The organism is Nostoc sp. (genome assembly GCF_036917655.1).
Classification (GTDB): Bacteria; Cyanobacteriota; Cyanobacteriia; order Cyanobacteriales; family Nostocaceae; genus Nostoc.
Window position 1 is genome coordinate 201302 of the sequence record NZ_JBALCY010000065.1, and the last position, 15271, is coordinate 216572.

General features: G+C 44.0%; 17 protein-coding genes, 2 pseudogenes and 1 riboswitch. Of the genes and pseudogenes, 13 read left to right on the forward strand and 6 right to left on the reverse strand.

The window, feature by feature from the left end; translation table 11 throughout:
- Positions 1–29 precede the first annotated feature (29 nt).
- From V7K30_RS22700 to xylB, 6 genes are all read left to right on the forward strand, one after another.
- Complete coding sequence (locus V7K30_RS22700; RefSeq protein ID WP_335003282.1) at positions 30–443, forward strand: carbohydrate ABC transporter permease; 414 nt, start codon at positions 30–32, stop codon at positions 441–443.
- A gap of 61 nt (positions 444–504) precedes the next feature.
- A complete protein-coding gene (locus tag V7K30_RS22705; protein ID WP_335003103.1) occupies positions 505–696 on the forward strand; it encodes an ATP-binding cassette domain-containing protein in 192 nt (63 codons plus the stop codon).
- Complete coding sequence (locus V7K30_RS22710) at positions 693–962, forward strand: hypothetical protein (RefSeq protein WP_335003105.1); 270 nt, start codon at positions 693–695, stop codon at positions 960–962. The genes V7K30_RS22705 and V7K30_RS22710 overlap by 4 nt, the downstream gene beginning before the upstream one ends.
- Entirely contained in the window at positions 919–2415 is a 1497-nt protein-coding gene (locus tag V7K30_RS22715) for a mannitol dehydrogenase family protein (RefSeq protein ID WP_335003107.1), read from the forward strand. The genes V7K30_RS22710 and V7K30_RS22715 overlap by 44 nt, the downstream gene beginning before the upstream one ends.
- Before the next feature lie 59 nt (positions 2416–2474).
- Positions 2475–3395 carry an SDR family oxidoreductase gene (locus V7K30_RS22720; RefSeq protein WP_335003109.1) on the forward strand — a complete coding sequence of 307 codons (921 nt, stop codon included), beginning with the start codon at positions 2475–2477 and terminating at the stop codon, positions 3393–3395.
- 31 nt (positions 3396–3426) lie between these two features.
- Positions 3427–4893: a xylulokinase gene (gene xylB, locus V7K30_RS22725; protein WP_335003111.1), complete on the forward strand. Its 1467-nt coding sequence runs from the start codon at positions 3427–3429 to the stop codon at positions 4891–4893.
- A gap of 112 nt (positions 4894–5005) precedes the next feature.
- Here the strand turns inward: xylB and V7K30_RS22730 are convergent, their stop codons facing one another.
- Positions 5006–5500: a DUF6174 domain-containing protein gene (locus V7K30_RS22730; protein WP_335003113.1), complete on the reverse strand. Its 495-nt coding sequence runs from the start codon at positions 5498–5500 to the stop codon at positions 5006–5008.
- A 159-nt stretch (positions 5501–5659) separates the two neighbouring features.
- On the opposite strand from V7K30_RS22730, the pseudogene V7K30_RS22735 reads away from it, so the two are divergent.
- Positions 5660–5773 (forward strand): annotated as a pseudogene (locus V7K30_RS22735) (cobalamin biosynthesis protein CbiM); the annotation flags it as partial.
- Here V7K30_RS22735 and V7K30_RS22740 read toward each other — a convergent pair.
- Positions 5766–5912, reverse strand: a pseudogene (locus tag V7K30_RS22740) (ATP-binding cassette domain-containing protein); the annotation flags it as partial. The pseudogenes V7K30_RS22735 and V7K30_RS22740 sit on opposite strands and share 8 nt — an antisense overlap.
- Positions 5913–6000: 88 nt before the next feature.
- On the opposite strand from V7K30_RS22740, the gene V7K30_RS22745 reads away from it, so the two are divergent.
- Complete coding sequence (locus tag V7K30_RS22745) at positions 6001–6714, forward strand: gamma-glutamylcyclotransferase (RefSeq protein WP_335003115.1); 714 nt, start codon at positions 6001–6003, stop codon at positions 6712–6714.
- Between the two features lie 250 nt (positions 6715–6964).
- Here V7K30_RS22745 and V7K30_RS22750 read toward each other — a convergent pair whose 3' ends face one another.
- Together V7K30_RS22750 and V7K30_RS22755 are read right to left on the reverse strand one after the other, a co-directional pair.
- Positions 6965–7636: a TetR/AcrR family transcriptional regulator gene (locus V7K30_RS22750; protein WP_335003117.1), complete on the reverse strand. Its 672-nt coding sequence runs from the start codon at positions 7634–7636 to the stop codon at positions 6965–6967.
- A gap of 115 nt (positions 7637–7751) precedes the next feature.
- Positions 7752–8306, reverse strand: coding sequence for a GNAT family N-acetyltransferase (locus V7K30_RS22755; RefSeq protein ID WP_335003118.1), 555 nt, complete (start codon positions 8304–8306; stop codon positions 7752–7754).
- A 677-nt stretch (positions 8307–8983) separates the two neighbouring features.
- Here V7K30_RS22755 and V7K30_RS22760 point away from each other — a divergent pair.
- Positions 8984–9463: a protein tyrosine phosphatase family protein gene (locus V7K30_RS22760; protein ID WP_335003283.1), complete on the forward strand. Its 480-nt coding sequence runs from the start codon at positions 8984–8986 to the stop codon at positions 9461–9463.
- 118 nt (positions 9464–9581) lie between these two features.
- Here the strand turns inward: V7K30_RS22760 and V7K30_RS22765 are convergent, their stop codons facing one another.
- Entirely contained in the window at positions 9582–9731 is a 150-nt protein-coding gene (locus tag V7K30_RS22765; RefSeq protein ID WP_335003119.1) for a hypothetical protein, read from the reverse strand.
- 126 nt (positions 9732–9857) lie between these two features.
- Here V7K30_RS22765 and V7K30_RS22770 point away from each other — a divergent pair, with 126 nt between their 5' ends.
- From V7K30_RS22770 to thiC, 4 genes are all read left to right on the forward strand, one after another.
- Positions 9858–10562, forward strand: a complete 705-nt coding sequence (locus V7K30_RS22770) for a hypothetical protein (RefSeq protein WP_335003120.1) — start codon at positions 9858–9860, stop codon at positions 10560–10562.
- The gene (locus V7K30_RS22775; protein WP_335003122.1) at positions 10562–11035 is read left to right on the forward strand and encodes a DUF2726 domain-containing protein; all 474 of its coding nucleotides are present in this window, start codon (positions 10562–10564) and stop codon (positions 11033–11035) included. The genes V7K30_RS22770 and V7K30_RS22775 overlap by 1 nt, the downstream gene beginning before the upstream one ends.
- Before the next feature lie 155 nt (positions 11036–11190).
- Complete coding sequence (locus V7K30_RS22780) at positions 11191–11412, forward strand: DUF6887 family protein (RefSeq protein ID WP_335003124.1); 222 nt, start codon at positions 11191–11193, stop codon at positions 11410–11412.
- Positions 11413–11476: 64 nt separating this feature from the next.
- Positions 11477–11573, forward strand: a riboswitch (TPP riboswitch).
- Positions 11574–11580: 7 nt separating this feature from the next.
- A complete protein-coding gene (gene thiC, locus V7K30_RS22785) occupies positions 11581–12954 on the forward strand; it encodes a phosphomethylpyrimidine synthase (RefSeq protein ID WP_335003125.1) in 1374 nt (457 codons plus the stop codon).
- A 275-nt stretch (positions 12955–13229) separates the two neighbouring features.
- On the opposite strand, the gene V7K30_RS22790 is transcribed toward thiC, so the two are convergent.
- The gene (locus V7K30_RS22790) at positions 13230–15218 is read right to left on the reverse strand and encodes a S8 family serine peptidase (RefSeq protein ID WP_335003127.1); all 1989 of its coding nucleotides are present in this window, start codon (positions 15216–15218) and stop codon (positions 13230–13232) included.
- Positions 15219–15271: the final 53 nt, after the last annotated feature.

A 15271-nucleotide genomic window follows, 5' to 3' on the forward strand; every position in this document is an offset into this window, starting at 1 on the left:
TCCAACAATGGCAAACTCTATGCCGTGCCATTCTATGGGGAAAGTTCCATTATACCCTGATTAATTTGCCAATCGTCGTCTGGATGATTTACAGCTTCTTCAAGGAAGTTCCTAAAGAAATTCTCGAAGCCGATCGCATGGATGGAGCAACCACACAGCAAGAACTTGTGCATGTTTTATTGCCATTGGCAGTACCCGGAATTGCATCCACTCCATTGCTTTCGATTATTTTGTCATGGAACGAAGCATTTTGGAGCTTGAACTTGACAACAGCCGATGCCGCACCACTCACAGCCTTTATTGCTTCATTTTCCAGCCCTCAAGGATTATTTTGGGCAAAACTTTCGGCAGCATCAACACTGGCGATCGCACCTATTCTCATCTTTGGTTGGCTGAGTCAACGGCAATTAGTCCGAGGTCTAACCTTTGGTGCCGTCAAATAGGTTAACGCTCTCTGCGTCTGTGCGTGAGAAAAAAACTTAAACCCATTAATGGAAACATTTTATGTCAACAGTTGCTTTAAGAGATATCCATAAAACATATGCCGACACAGAGATTATCAAAGGCATAAATCTCGATGTTAGCGATCGCGAGTTTGTTGTCTTCGTCGGCCCCTCCGGTTGCGGAAAATCAACCTTACTCCGCATGATTGCTGGACTTGAGGAAATTAGCTCGATCGCAATAACCCAAGCGTGAATGGTGAAGTATTAGTCGTAGAACGATTGGGCACAGAAACCTATCTCTACATCAAGATTGCAGGTGCCGAAACCATAGTTGTGCAAACAGATGGAGATAATCCCGCCAGAATGCACGATTATGTTCCTATTTACATTAACGGTGAGTTTTGCCATTTGTTCGATCAAAACGGTGAAGCCATTCCCAAAGTTAATCGTCACCACCTAACCCTGAATGAATCCCATGAACAGCAATATCAGCACAGACTCAGCAATCAAGCTGAATGAAGCATCTCTGTCTGGTTTAAGAAATAACGTTCGCGTACCCAATTACCATCGCCATCAAATTACTAACGGTATTGTCCATATCGGTGTGGGTGGGTTCCATCGGACACATCAAGCATTATACCTGGATAATTACTTTCATCAAAATTCCGGCAGTGAATGGGGAATTTGCGGAGTTGGGCTACTAGAATTTGACAAAAGGATGCGGGATGCACTGAAGTCGCAAGATTGTTTATATACCTTAATTGAAAAATCACCATCAGGCGATCGCGCTCGTGTGATTGGGGCAATTACCGAATATCTGTTTGCCCCAGATAACCGCCAAGCTGTGATTGACACCTTAGCAGATCCCAAATGCCGCATCGTCACCCTCACCATTACCGAAGGAGGCTACTACTATATTGAAGGCAGCGGTGAATTCGATGCCAATCACCCGACGATTCAGTACGATTTGCAGCATCCCGATCAGCCAATTGGAGTATATGGCTTTTTGACAGCAGCCCTTAATCGCCGCCGTCAACAGGGAATAGCACCGTTTACCGTGTTATCGTGCGACAACTTGCAAGGTAACGGCAACATTGCCCGCAAAATGTTAACTGCATTTGCCCAAATGCAGAACCCGGAATTGGGACGTTGGGTGGCTGAACAGGTTGCCTTTCCCAACTGTATGGTCGATCGCATTACGCCCGCCACAACCCCAGCAGATATCAAAATGGTGGCGGAACAGTTTAACATTGATGATGCCTTTCCAGTTGTTGCCGAACCGTTCCTTCAGTGGGTAGTCGAAGACAATTTCAGCGCAGGTAGACCAGATTGGGAATCAGTTGGCGTGCAGATGACTAGCGATGTTCATCCCTACGAGATGATGAAAATCCGGCTGCTCAACGCCAGTCATTTGTTGATTGGCTATCTCGGCACTTTGGCAGGCTACACTTACGTTTATGAGGTTATGGCAGATCCATTGATTAGGCAAGCTGTCGATAATTTAATGGCAGAAGTTACGCCCACACTCCAACCTGTACCGGGAATTGATTTAGATAATTACAAAAAAACCTTAATTGAACGCTTTGCTAATCCCAAGATTCGCGATCAACTGCCGCGTCTTTGCCTGAATAGCTCCGCCAAAATGCCAAAATTTGTTTTAGGCTCAGTCCGTGACGCACTACGCAAAAATGTGGCGATTGATTACATGAGCTTAACGGTTGCTGCTTGGTTGCGTTACCTGAATGGACTTGATGACCAAGGTAATGCCATTCCCATTGATGACCCAATAGCACGTACTTTAACTCAACTAGCTCATTCTAGTGGTTCCAATGCCAAACCATTGCTCAACCTGACTGAGATTTTTGGCGATTTATCGCAGTCGCCTTTTGCCGATGCAGTTGCGAACCATTTACGCAAATTGTATGAGTTTGGAGCTAAAGAAACATTAGCTCGATTCTTAGAGAAAAATTAACCTGATGAAAGCTGCGAATTTCCAAGGTGGAAGTTTCATTTCCGTCTTGGAAATTCGCATTGACAAAAGCACAAATGTATGAAAAGTCTATCTCTTGTCCTCTGTACGCAGGTATGGAACCATCAGAAAGAAAGCGCAGTCAGTGGTGCTCGGCTGAAGCTGGTAGTGATGGGCTACAGTTACTAGAGAGTGAGTTCAATCATCAAGTATCAGAAAATTATCAGGAGCAAATGATGGCAGGCAAATTAGACGCAAAGGTGGCAATTATTACAGGTGCATCTTCGGGAATAGGGGCGGCGACGGCGATCGCTCTTGCAGAAGAAGGCGCACACGTGGCGATCGCAGCTCGTCGAATCGAGCTATTGAACGAAGTTGCACAAAAAATTGAAGCGGTTGGTGGAAAGGCTTTACCGATTGTCACGGATGTCAGCGATGAAACCCAAGTTAATGATCTGGTGCAAAAGGTGAACACAACTTTGGGACGAATCGATATTCTTGTGAATAATGCGGGCATTGCAGCATTGGGAACGATTGAGGATGGTAATCCAGCAGAGTGGCGGCGACAGTTCGACCTCAACGTTTTGGGATTGCTGTATGCGACTCATGCGGTTTTGCCTATTTTCAAAACACAGGGCGTTGGGCATGTGGTCAATCTTTCATCCGTTGCCGGACGGACTGCACGGGCGGGCATGGGTGTGTACAACGCCACCAAATGGGGCGTGAATGCAATTTCAGAAGCTCTGCGGCAGGAAGTTCACAAACACAATATTCGCGTCACCATTATTGAACCCGGTCTGGTTGCCACCGAATTTATCGACAACATCACCGATCCCGCTGCGAAACAGGCGCTCGAAGCCCGGTTCAAAGCCATCACTCCGCTGCAACCGGAAGATATTGCACGGGCGATCGCCTATGCTGTTACTCAACCGCCTCACGTCAATGTGAATGAAATTTTGATCCGACCAACGCAACAGGAATAAGACTTACGCATTGATAATTTAGGAGGGGCAATTGACTGACATCGTAGTTGGCTTAGACTTGGGTACAGGAGGAGTACGGGCGATCGCAGTTGACTTACAAGGGCAAATTATCGCTCAGGCAATGAGAAGTTATCCCCTGTTAACTCCACAACCCGGCTGGACGGAACAGAATTCGTCGGATTGGGTCGAAGCAAGTTTGGATGCTCTGTTTGATGTTACTCAACAGCTAAACGGACACCAAGCAATTGCCCTCGGTTTGTCTGGACAAATGCATGGCATGGTTCCTCTCGACGCCCAAGGCAAAGCAATTAGACCGGCAATTTTGTGGAATGACCAGCGCACAAGTAAAGCTGTTGTTGAGATTGAAGCCACGATTCCCCGTCATGAGTTGATCCAGCGCAGTGGAAATCCGGCAATTACAGGGTTTCAACTCCCGAAGCTCCTATGGTTGCGGACTGAAGAACCACAAGCCTATGCTCGACTGTGGCAGATTCTTTTACCAAAAGATTATCTGGGATATGTGCTAACTGGCGAACCAGTAACAGAACCATCTGATGCGTCTGGTGTCGGCTGTCTGAATCTGGCGAATCGGCAATGGGATACAGATATTCTCCATGCACTCGATATTAAGCCAACGTTGTTCCCCCCGGTAATCGAATCTACCGCGATCGCTGGACGGTTAAAATCAGAAATAGCTGCCCGTGTGGGATTACCTGTGGGATTACCTGTAGTCGCAGGCGGAGGTGACAATGCCGCAGCAGCCATCGGTTTGGGTATCTCATCAAGCAACCTAAAGCGGGGTAGTTTGAGTATTGGCACATCAGGAGTTATCTTTGCACCGTGCGATCGCCCAATTCCCGATCCAGAAGGTCGGGTGCATTTGTTCTGTCATGTGGATGGTGGCTATCATCTGCTGGGAGTGACGCTGGCGGCAGGTGGTTCTCTGCGTTGGTATCGAGATACATTTGCACCGCATATATCCTACACCGATCTCATGGATATGGCAGAGCGATCGCAGCCTAGTGCCCGTGGTGTTCTATTTCTGCCCCACCTCTCAGGAGAACGCAGTCCCCATCTCGATCCAGATACTCGTGGTGCTTTAGTGAATTTGTCATTAGCTCATACGCAGGCAGATATAACTCGTGCTGTTCTGGAGGGGGTTGCATTTAGCTTGCGATCAGCCTTAGAAGTCATCAGTGCGATCGCTCCCGTTGATCAACTTTTAGCAACGGGTGGAGGCGCACGCTCCCACATCTGGTTACAAATTTTGGCGGATGTTTTGCAAACAAAACTCATTGCTCCCAAAGCCGAAGAAGGAGCTGCTTACGGAGCTGCTATTTTGGCAATGGTGGGGATTGGTGCCTACCCCAATTTAGAAGCTGCACTCAATATCTACGCGCCGGATAGTAATGTGGTAGAGCCGCAGGCAAATCCTTTGTATGAAGCAGGGTTTAAGCGCTACAAGCTACTTTACGATACCTTGAAAGCCGTTCGTTGACTTAGATATTTTTGATTTTCCTGCTTCAAGTTTTAGATAAAAAATGACTTAAGTAGCCTTTTGCTATAAGTCAATAACTCTCTACTATTATGAATGCTCTCATTAGCTATATTTACTTGATTTCTTGCAGATTCTTAATTGTGAAGAAGATTTCATCATCAGCTATTCGACTATCATAATCAATGTTAATTTGAGTTGGGTAGCCGATTCTCGGATAATATTGTCCAGTCAAATTTGCCGCTTTCCGAATGAGCGCATTTCTAATGATATTAAAGAGTTTAGGAATAGTATTGTATTTTTGAAACAATTGTCCATCTACTGGTTGACCAGTCTCTTTAGAAGTGATAGAAGTTGTGACACCGTTACGTACTTCAATAATCACTGGTTCTGTGGCTTTGGGTAAACAATTGCAACTTCTAGTGAATTCATAGCGATAATTAGAGATTCTTTGCCGTCTCCATAATCGGTAATTAATCTTAAATTGTTCCAAGGCGAAACTAGTAGACGCTGGTTTTTGGGCTACCTGTATAGGAGGTTGAGATATTACAGGTGCACTCAAACCCAAAGACGCCACTAAAATAGCACTAATTGCGATTGGCAAGCGCATATAAATCCATCCTAACTCCAATTGCTCACTTTAACGTGCTTCAATGTGATTACCAAAACAGTGAAATTATTTGTAACACTCACTTACTATGGTAGTACAGATTTCCGATTCGTTTCGCTACTGCCCCTATTCATGGTTGGAGAAATGAACGTGATCTTGATTGCAGACTTACTCACCTATATTATCACTTCTATTCAACTCACCTTGGCTTTTCTTGCACTTGTTGGCAGGTTTATCGCTTCATTTACCAAGTTCGCCGGAATTATTGCGGTTTTAAATGATATATGTTTTCGCTTAAGAGTCGCACTTCACCTGCTATGGGTGGTTGCATTTTAGCAAGCGATCGCAGTAATGTATATTTACCCGCACCATTAGGGCCAAGTAAACAAACCAGTTCTCCAGCTTGCAGAGATAAGTCCTAACTCCGTTTTTTTACCGACAGCTTTAGTAGGAAATAGTGAAATTACTGAAGATTTACAGAAAAGGAAATAATCTACATTATGTCACTCAGTCGTAGCGACCTCGAAGCCGGAAATGAACAGACGAGACTATTAGAAGCATCCCACTCTGGAATAAAGCTAACTACCCTGAGCGAAGATGAGTTACAGCGATCGCTCGATAATACACTACAACAGCAACCACCAAATTCTGATATCTGGATATTTGCCTACGGTTCGCTAATTTGGAATCCCCTAATCACATATGTCGAGCGCCGTGCTGGGATCATTTATGGTTGGCATCGGTGCTTCTGTACATGGATGATCCTTGGTCGGGGGACTCCAGAGAATCCCGGATTACTCTTAGGACTTGATCGGGGCGGTAGCTGTCGTGGTATTGTTTATCGAATAGCTGCTGCCGATGTACCATCCGAATTATTGCTTATTTGGCGACGAGAGATGTTGGCTGGTGTCTACGTTGCTCGTTGGGTAAAGGTATTTGATGGTACACAGGAATTCCGGGCGATCGCCTTTGTTGCCAATCGCCAACATCCCAGGTACGCTCATCAGATACCATTACCAACCACTGTTAATAGTATTGCCACCGCATCGGGAAAATTGGGTTCCTGCGCTGATTATCTCATGAAAACTGTCGATGGATTAATCGCAGAAGGCATTAAAGATAGACAATTACTCTTGTTACGTAAACAAGTGCTGGCAAAACAACAAGCCCTTTTAGTTAGTGGCGGCTCTACTCAAATTACTACTTCAGAATAACTGTTGTGAACCTCTAATTGAATAATTAAACTGATACTAGAAAAATCTAGATTTGAAATTATAGAAAAGAATTATCCCTGAAAAGAATCACTGAGTATTTATAGAAAAAACGAGTTTGAGCAGCGATCGCTAAAGCTGTTGCTTCTTAAAGCTTTGGTAGCGAGTCGCCCAGAAATAACTTATCTTTTTAGCTTTCATAGATCATTTCTATCCCATCACTGCTACGCATCTACGCTAATTTCAACTACTCCTAATCACTGCTGTTGCCATAAATTATCTGATTTGGCTTATAGCTTACAGCCGTATTGACGACTGAGAGGGGAGTGGCACTGATACCGCGCACAAAAATATCTACACAGGTTTCGATATAATCCTCACAGCTATAGTTACCTTGATTGAATTTTGCACTGCGGCATAGCATTCCAGCTAACAGCATTCCTGTAAACATATCGACTGCTGGAAATGGATCAAGGTCTGCTATAACGGTGCCTCGTTTCTGACTCGATTGCAGGTAAGCTATCAGTTTTTCCCCTAACGGCTTGGCAGCTTCTTGAATGACTTGTTTGGCTGCCTCTGGATGACGTTTGGCTTCTCCAATGAAGGTACGAATTAAGTCTTCCTGTGCCTCTAGCATAGTATTGTAAAGATGGGCATAATGTCTTAAATCAATTTTTAGATCCTGCGTCCACGCTTCGGGGTGTGCAAGCGCTTCTGTCTGGAGTGCCGAGGCATTTTTAATTACTGCTCCCAGAAGTTGTTCTTTGCTAGCAAAGTGGCGAAATAAAGTCACCTCATTCACACCAGCAACACGAGCTATTTCACGGGTAGTTGCTCCTTGAACACCTAAACTAGCAAATACCTGCGAGGCGGCTTCTATCAAACGTGTACGGGTGAGAGTTGATGAACGGATGGTTTTATTCATTTATGCTGGCAAGTACTTACTTACATCATAGGTTATATGTAAAAAGTTGTCGCAACTTGAGGAAAAATAATTTTGATAGCAGCATTTTTAAAGTTATTGAAAATCTTGTATCGGCTCAAATTTCTTTTGGTACGATAGCTAATGTTTTACTCATTTTAGTAACTGGGACAACTACCCCACTTCTTAAATAATGAGCTGCTCTTTGAATGGCAGTAAATCCCAGTCGTAAATAAAACCCTTCAGCATAAAGGCTAGCAGTTGTAATTACCTTATCTATACGTTGATCAATTGCTTCGTCGCAAAAATGTTGAACTAAAGCACGTCCAATCCCTTTACCTTGATATTTAGGATGAACATATAGTCCGATGAGTTCATCAACAATAAAACTAGCAAAACCGATAACAACATCTCCCTCGATCGCAACCCAGAAAGTTTCCACTTTCATACTCTTCAAGATATTTGAACCATCAGGTTTGTCGCGGTAATTACGCCAAGCTAAAAGTTCTTTTTGGGTGTATAAAGTTGCAGGCAGAGCTTTAATAGCAGCAATATGAATTGCACTCAGTACCCACGCATCTGTTTCCTGGGCAAGTCTAAGAGATATTTCGTTAGCACTCATAGATTCAAGGCTGGCATTCAGATTATATGCCTGTTTGACTTTCTGATCCAAAGATATCAACTTTGGTTATAAGAAATTTTAGTTGCGACGCCGATAGCGTACCCCTACGGGGAAGCAAGCTACGCCTTGGTCTCGTAGAGAGCGTCATCGCCCGTCGTAGACATCGCAACAGATCAATTAGCCAAATTCTCAACTACTTTACAACACTTAGTGCTGAGTCCTGAGTTGAGTCAAGTAAAAAACTACTCAGCACTTATGTACTTGGTACGAGCAAGGCCCCTTGTGGGTGGTCTTTTAACTCAGCACTCAGCACTCTTCATTGATATTAGCAGTTGAGAATTGAGTCACAACTCGCTGGACAATCTCCCGTCTGATTTCCTAAAGATTGTGACTCGCATCTGTAACGCGAGCAAGTACAGCCGCAAGGGAAGTTTGGGGACACACCGCCGCCTGTAATTCGATCGATGACAACTCCTGAAATATAAGATACGGTAATTTTATCAGCAAAAACTATAATAAGCTCTAATCAACACTAAATCTATCGACAAACCGTATATTATAGATAAAGCAATAAAATAACCAACTTCAAAATCTGTTTTTTGAAGTAATCAAGTAATATCTTTTGATATTTGGCTAATTTTGCGGTGCTTATTTGAATATCTTCTTAAAGCTTGCTGATTCGACTATTTACCAAGCTGGAAGCCATTAAAAAGTGAAAAGGAGTGAATGTGATCAACGCCATACAGATTAACGAAAACTTGACAACAACAGGACAAGTTATACCAAAACAGCTTGAGCAAGCTATTCAAGAAGGTTTTAAGTCAGTTCTAAATCTGCGATCGCCTGATGAGCTAGGATTTTCCAAGGATGAGCAAAAAGTAGCGGAAGCATTGGGGCTGCATTATACGAATGTTCCACTCAAGGTGGATTTAAAAAATTTGAATGAAGAAGCGATTACCAAAATCCTGACGATCCTAGAACAAATCCCTAAACCAGCAGTTGTGCATTGTGCAGCCGGGATGCGATCGACTGGAATTGCGCTCTTAAGTATCGCTATCCAGGAAGGATTAACACCAGAGGAAACCTTAGCAAAAGCTAAGAATCTGGGTTTTGGATTCTTTGAACACGCTGGTGTTAGTCCCCGGCTAAAGCAATTATTTGTGGACTACGTTAACAAACACACGAAAGTAGCCGTGCCTAGTTGCTGAAAAATCTGTACTTAGCTAACAGTAACGTGAGTTTGACAAATCTCTCCCTGCCTTGAATTTTCGTTCAAGTCTGTCCCTCTCCGATTCGGAGAGGGACGGTTTTGTGTAGTAAAACCTCTTAGAGGTTTATTTTACTCAGGTACAATTCGCACAACTCAACAGTAGATGAGCCAACGTGCAAAGTCAAGGCGATCGCTCCATAGTAACTGGTAGTTAAAAGCTTTTGCTTGAAGGGCGTGAGGGGTGCGATCGCCTTTAGTATAGTCATCAAGCTATGGGGAAAATTAGCACTTTCCAGAAAATCTAAAAATCTTAGCTAAGACTATTGGATTATTTAAGAATAAGCGTTAGACTGTTCCCATGAACCTTAGCCAAGGTTTTTGGGAATTAATTCATGTCAAAAATTATATATGATGTTATCCAGCGTTTTGAGGTAGAAAACGGCGTTCCCCGTTTGATTTCAACAAATATCCAGGTGATTGAAGGCGGGGAAGATTTAATGTCTTTAGCTATCAGTATGCTGGAGAAACTTGGTTTTTATGACAAGTTTGAGGAGAACCGTACATCTCAGTACATAGGATATCGACTTAAAAATCCTGGAAAAGGCGCTAAACGTTATCAGCTTGTTTTAGCCCAGCGAAAGGAGGGGCTATGTATTTCTATTCCTAAAAATGTATTACAGCCAGATATTTTGGAACTTACTTGTGAGACTGAAGGTGATTTAATAGATTGTGGAGATCATTTTGAACATTACACGACGAATATTTTAGGTACATTTTGGGTTTTACCTAGTAAAGAAGATATATTTTTAAAAGCAATGCAATCTCACTATCCGAAAATTTTAAATGGTGAAATTAGAGGGAGATTTTCATTGAATTCTTATTATAGTTACGTCGATCATGAGGGCACAAGCTGGGGTGACATTATATCAATGTCACCTAAAGAATTTAAAATTGAAGAATTGGGAAGCATAAATAGTTATTTAGTTATAGAGGAAGATAAACTTTTCCCTTACACATGGCAAGTGTGTATTAGTTCAAGAGAAGTTTTAGAAGAATTTTTTGGTTGCTTTGCAAAAATATTAATGGAGAAACAGTAATGTCTGTAAAAATAAAAATACTTGTTAATCCTTATGAAGAAAGGATGCTAGAGTTTTTGCAAACCTGTGTAGATGAAAATTATAAAATTCATACACAGGTTAGCTTATGCCAATTTTGTGAACTAGATAACAACCTTGATATCGAACTAAGAAAGTTTTTCTTTAGCTCCAGTGTAGATGCTCCGATCACTAATTCTGACTATAAACCTTGTTTAGTAGTGGATTTTCAATCTTCATATCATGATTATCCTGAAGCAAGAGAGCGCGATCGCAAAAAGGCAACTTTACTCTCTCTTGCAGAAGTTCCCTTACTTTATTCACGGGTGAAAGACTTTGGATTATTACATCTTTACTCTCAATCTGAAGAAGTAGTATGTAATTTATTTACAGGAAACCGCCGAGAAAATGCCCAAGCCCTAATTAGAAAGTATTGCGAACAATCTATTTCTACTAATATTCGAGTTACAGCTTGAGAAATCCTAAGATTTTTGCACGCCAATAGCCATAAACCTCAGTGATGCCTCCGGCTGTAAACTATGCAAAATTAACAGACTATGGCTTTGGCTCCATTAAATTACTATAAAAATATAGAAATTCTGATTAGTCGTGATGGCAACTGGGAATATCTATGACAAAACCAAACTTTGATGCTATGAGTGAAGCAGAATTACGCGCCTATGTCTATGAACATCGAGACGATCAAGAGGCTTTTTACGCATTTGCGGATCGTTTGACGGCAAAACCTCCCTCTGCGACTTATCCCGCATCCATGACTCCAGAAGAAATCCACAAGGCGATATTAGAATTCAACAGAAACAGCGTAGGCGCAGCCCGTCGTAGACATCGCTAGACTCCGAAAAACAGCATAAATTTTTAACACCCTTGCTCCCAGACATAACCAAGGTGGTACACTACATCCATGCTAGGGGTGCCTATATAACCAGGCTGAGATCACACCCTTAACACCTGAGTCTGGGTAATACCAGCGGAGGGAAGCTGTTTATCGAGGAATTACAATATGCGGACAGAATGGGTTGCTAAACGGCGTGGGCAGGGTAATGTATCTCAAATGCACTACGCCCGCCAAGGTGTTATCACCGAAGAAATGCACTACGTCGCCCAACGGGAAAACCTTCCCGCTGATCTCATTCGTGACGAAGTAGCGCGGGGACGAATGATTATCCCGGCGAATATTAATCACACTAACCTAGAGCCGATGGCTATTGGCATCGCCTCTAAATGTAAGGTAAATGCTAATATCGGCGCTTCCCCCAACTCTTCTAATCTTCAAGAAGAAGTTGATAAGCTGAATCTGTCCGTGAAGTACGGTGCTGATACCGTGATGGATTTGTCCACAGGCGGCGGTAATTTGGATGAAATTCGCACCGCTATTATTAAAGCTTCACCTGTTCCCATTGGTACGGTGCCAGTATACCAAGCTTTAGAAAGCGTCCACGGCACAATTGAAAACCTGACTGCTGATGATTTTCTCCATATCATCGAAAAGCACGCCCAGCAAGGAGTAGACTATCAAACTATCCACGCAGGGATTTTGATTGAGCATTTGCCTTTGGTGAGAAACCGCATCACTGGTATTGTCTCTCGCGGTGGCGGTATTTTGGCGCGGTGGATGCTACATCACCACAAACAAAACCCACTTTATACTCACTTCCAAGACATTATTGAGATTTTCAAAAGGTATGATGTCTCCTTTAGTTTAGGAGATTCTTTACGTCCTGGCTGCACCCATGATGCCTCAGATGAAGCACAATTAGCTGAGTTGAAAACCCTTGGACAGCTAACTCGCAAAGCCTGGGAAGATGATGTACAGGTGATGGTGGAAGGGCCTGGACACGTCCCAATGGATCAAATTGAGTTTAACGTGCGTAAGCAGATGGAAGAGTGTTCGGAAGCACCTTTTTATGTTTTGGGGCCATTGGTAACAGACATTGCTCCCGGTTATGACCACATCACTTCAGCCATTGGAGCAGCGATGGCTGGATGGTACGGTACTGCAATGCTGTGCTATGTTACACCTAAAGAACATTTGGGTCTACCAAATGCTGAAGATGTCAGGAATGGGTTGATTGCCTATAAAATAGCAGCTCATGCGGCTGATATTGCCAGACATCGCCCTGGTGCAAGGGATAGAGACGATGAACTTTCCAAGGCGCGTTACAACTTCGATTGGAACCGTCAGTTTGAATTATCACTCGATCCAGAAAGAGCTAAGGAATATCACGATGAAACTTTACCAGCAGATATCTATAAAACTGCTGAGTTTTGTTCAATGTGTGGGCCTAAGTTCTGCCCAATGCAAACCAAGGTTGATGCTGATGCGCTGACAGAATTAGAGAAGTTCTTGGCGAAAGAGGCTGTGACTCAAAGTTAAGGCAATACAGTAAGAACCCCACCCCGCCAAAGCTACGCTTTGTCTCCCTGCCCCTAATCCCCAGAGGGGGCCCCGAGTTCCCCGCTTGCGGGGAGGGGTTGGAGGTAAGGTTCTTTATGGGTGTGATTCAAAGTTAAGGCAATACAGTAGGAACCCCACCCCACCAAAGCTATGCTTTGTCTCCCTGCCCCTAATCCCCAGAGGGGGCCCCGAGTTCCCCGCTTGCGGGGAGGGGTTGGGGGTGAGGTTCTTTTATGGGTAATTTGCTGGGCAGCTTAAAATCCAATTTCAATGGTCAAGCTGCGAATTTTTCCTGTATCTGCGTTAGCTTTATCTGCAACTTGAAGAGTCCAGGTTCCTTGAGGACTTTTACCTTTAAAGGCAGCAAGTTTAAGGGTGTTTACCTCGTCATAGGTTGTTTTGATATTATCTGTAGCTCCGCCCTGGCGATCGTGCAGAATTATTGGAAGTACGCCTATTTGCACTGGGGGAAGGAGAGTAACTACAAGATCCCCAATATAAGTATGCTCGATGTCTACATTAACTTTGATGGATTTCATCAGACTGGTATTAGCGATCGCCAAGGACAATGTTGATATCTGCAAGTCATTAATTGGGATATCTTGCACTGCTTTGAAAATGCTAATCGGCGATGTTTGATCTGGTTTGGCCAATTCTACAGCTTTGAGGGCATTCATTCGACCGTAACCGTAGAAGGGGCTGCGACCATTAGCATCATATTTACCTCCAGATGGATCAATGCGATCGCTGGAGCGTTTAATAATGTCTCGCACTTCGTCCCACCGCAGATTTGGGTTTCTGGCAATAATCAAGGCTGCCACACCAGCTGCACCTGGACAAGAACTGGAAGTTCCGCCGAATTCGTTCGTGTAGTTGCCTGCGGCGTCACCCAGATTCCGATTAACCGAATTATAGCCAACTACGCCAGAGCGATCGGTTGTCCAAATGCCAGAGGTTTGAGAACTATCGCCATTGTTGCTGGGGAAGGCACACCAGACCGCCTGACCAAAGTCACTGTAAGCGCTTCTCGTGCCGAAGTCGTTACAAGCTGCTACAGCAATTACCTTTTGGTAGCTGGCGTAGCCATCATTATCCACACTTTCGTTACCATTACCAGCCGCGAATAAAATTACACAGCCCTTGCCGTTGCGCCCTTTATTGATTGCAAAATCTATGGCAAGTCGTGTGGAGTCAGGCAGAGGTATTTTCTGGTTGTGTGCAGGATCGTTTGGCTCATACCAAACACCGTCTGCTGGCCCCCAGCTACAAGAAATGACATCAGCACCATTTTGAGCCGCCCAAATAAAAGCATCTGCTTCGTCTTGTGACCCCAACGCCGAAGCTAAACGAATCGGCATCAGCTTTGCCCCAGGTGCGACACCAGATGCACCAAAGTTGCCGTTTGCACAAGCTACTCCAGCACAGGCTGTCCCGTGGTTATTGTCGTTTCCTGGTCTGGGATTGTTAGTTTTACGTGTGACATCACGCGGGGTAACAATCTTTCCAGAGGAACGGAACTCTTCATGATCGAGATCCACACCGTCGTCGATTATTGCAATAATCGTCCCTGTACCATCGCTTAACTTCCAAGCTGCCTCAACATTGGCATGGGCCTTAATTACCCTACCATTAATTGTTATTTGCTTTAAGTGCCACTGCTGCGGGAAAACCTGACGTTGGCGTGATTCACGCGCTAGTTCAGGATGGCACAGTTCTACTGATTCCTCATTCAGAAGTCTCTCGGCGATGTCAAAGACGGCTATACCAGTATTTGCCGGCGCACTGACAAAGTAAGCATTTCGTGCATATTCAAGTTGGCGTTTAATTGTTAAGCCATAACGTCCTAAGACCCTTTGACAGACCCTTGACTCTTCTTCGTTATCGAATTTAACGAAGAGGTTTTCGGTGTAGACTACAGGTTGTTTGGATACTGGATCGACAAGAACACGTCCGGCAAATTCGACTTCAGACTCTTTGTTGAGAATTTCACGGGCGTGATCGCGCAAAGCGACACCCTGAGTCGAAACTTTCGTTCGCAGAATTTCTACACCCGCTTGCCGAAATCGCGTTACTAACTCGAATTGATTGAGAATGCTACGAGCTGTGGGTGACATAGATGCGACTTCAAAGGGTCTTGCACCGACAAGAGTACTGCGGCTTTCGGTACGCACTACAACATGTTCGTTACTGATAGCAAGTTCATACTGTTGTCCGTTCTGTCCACCATAGCGAACCTGAACCATAGTTTAATCTCCTGGGATATTAAATGTCTTGAAAATTGGGTCTGGGACATTGG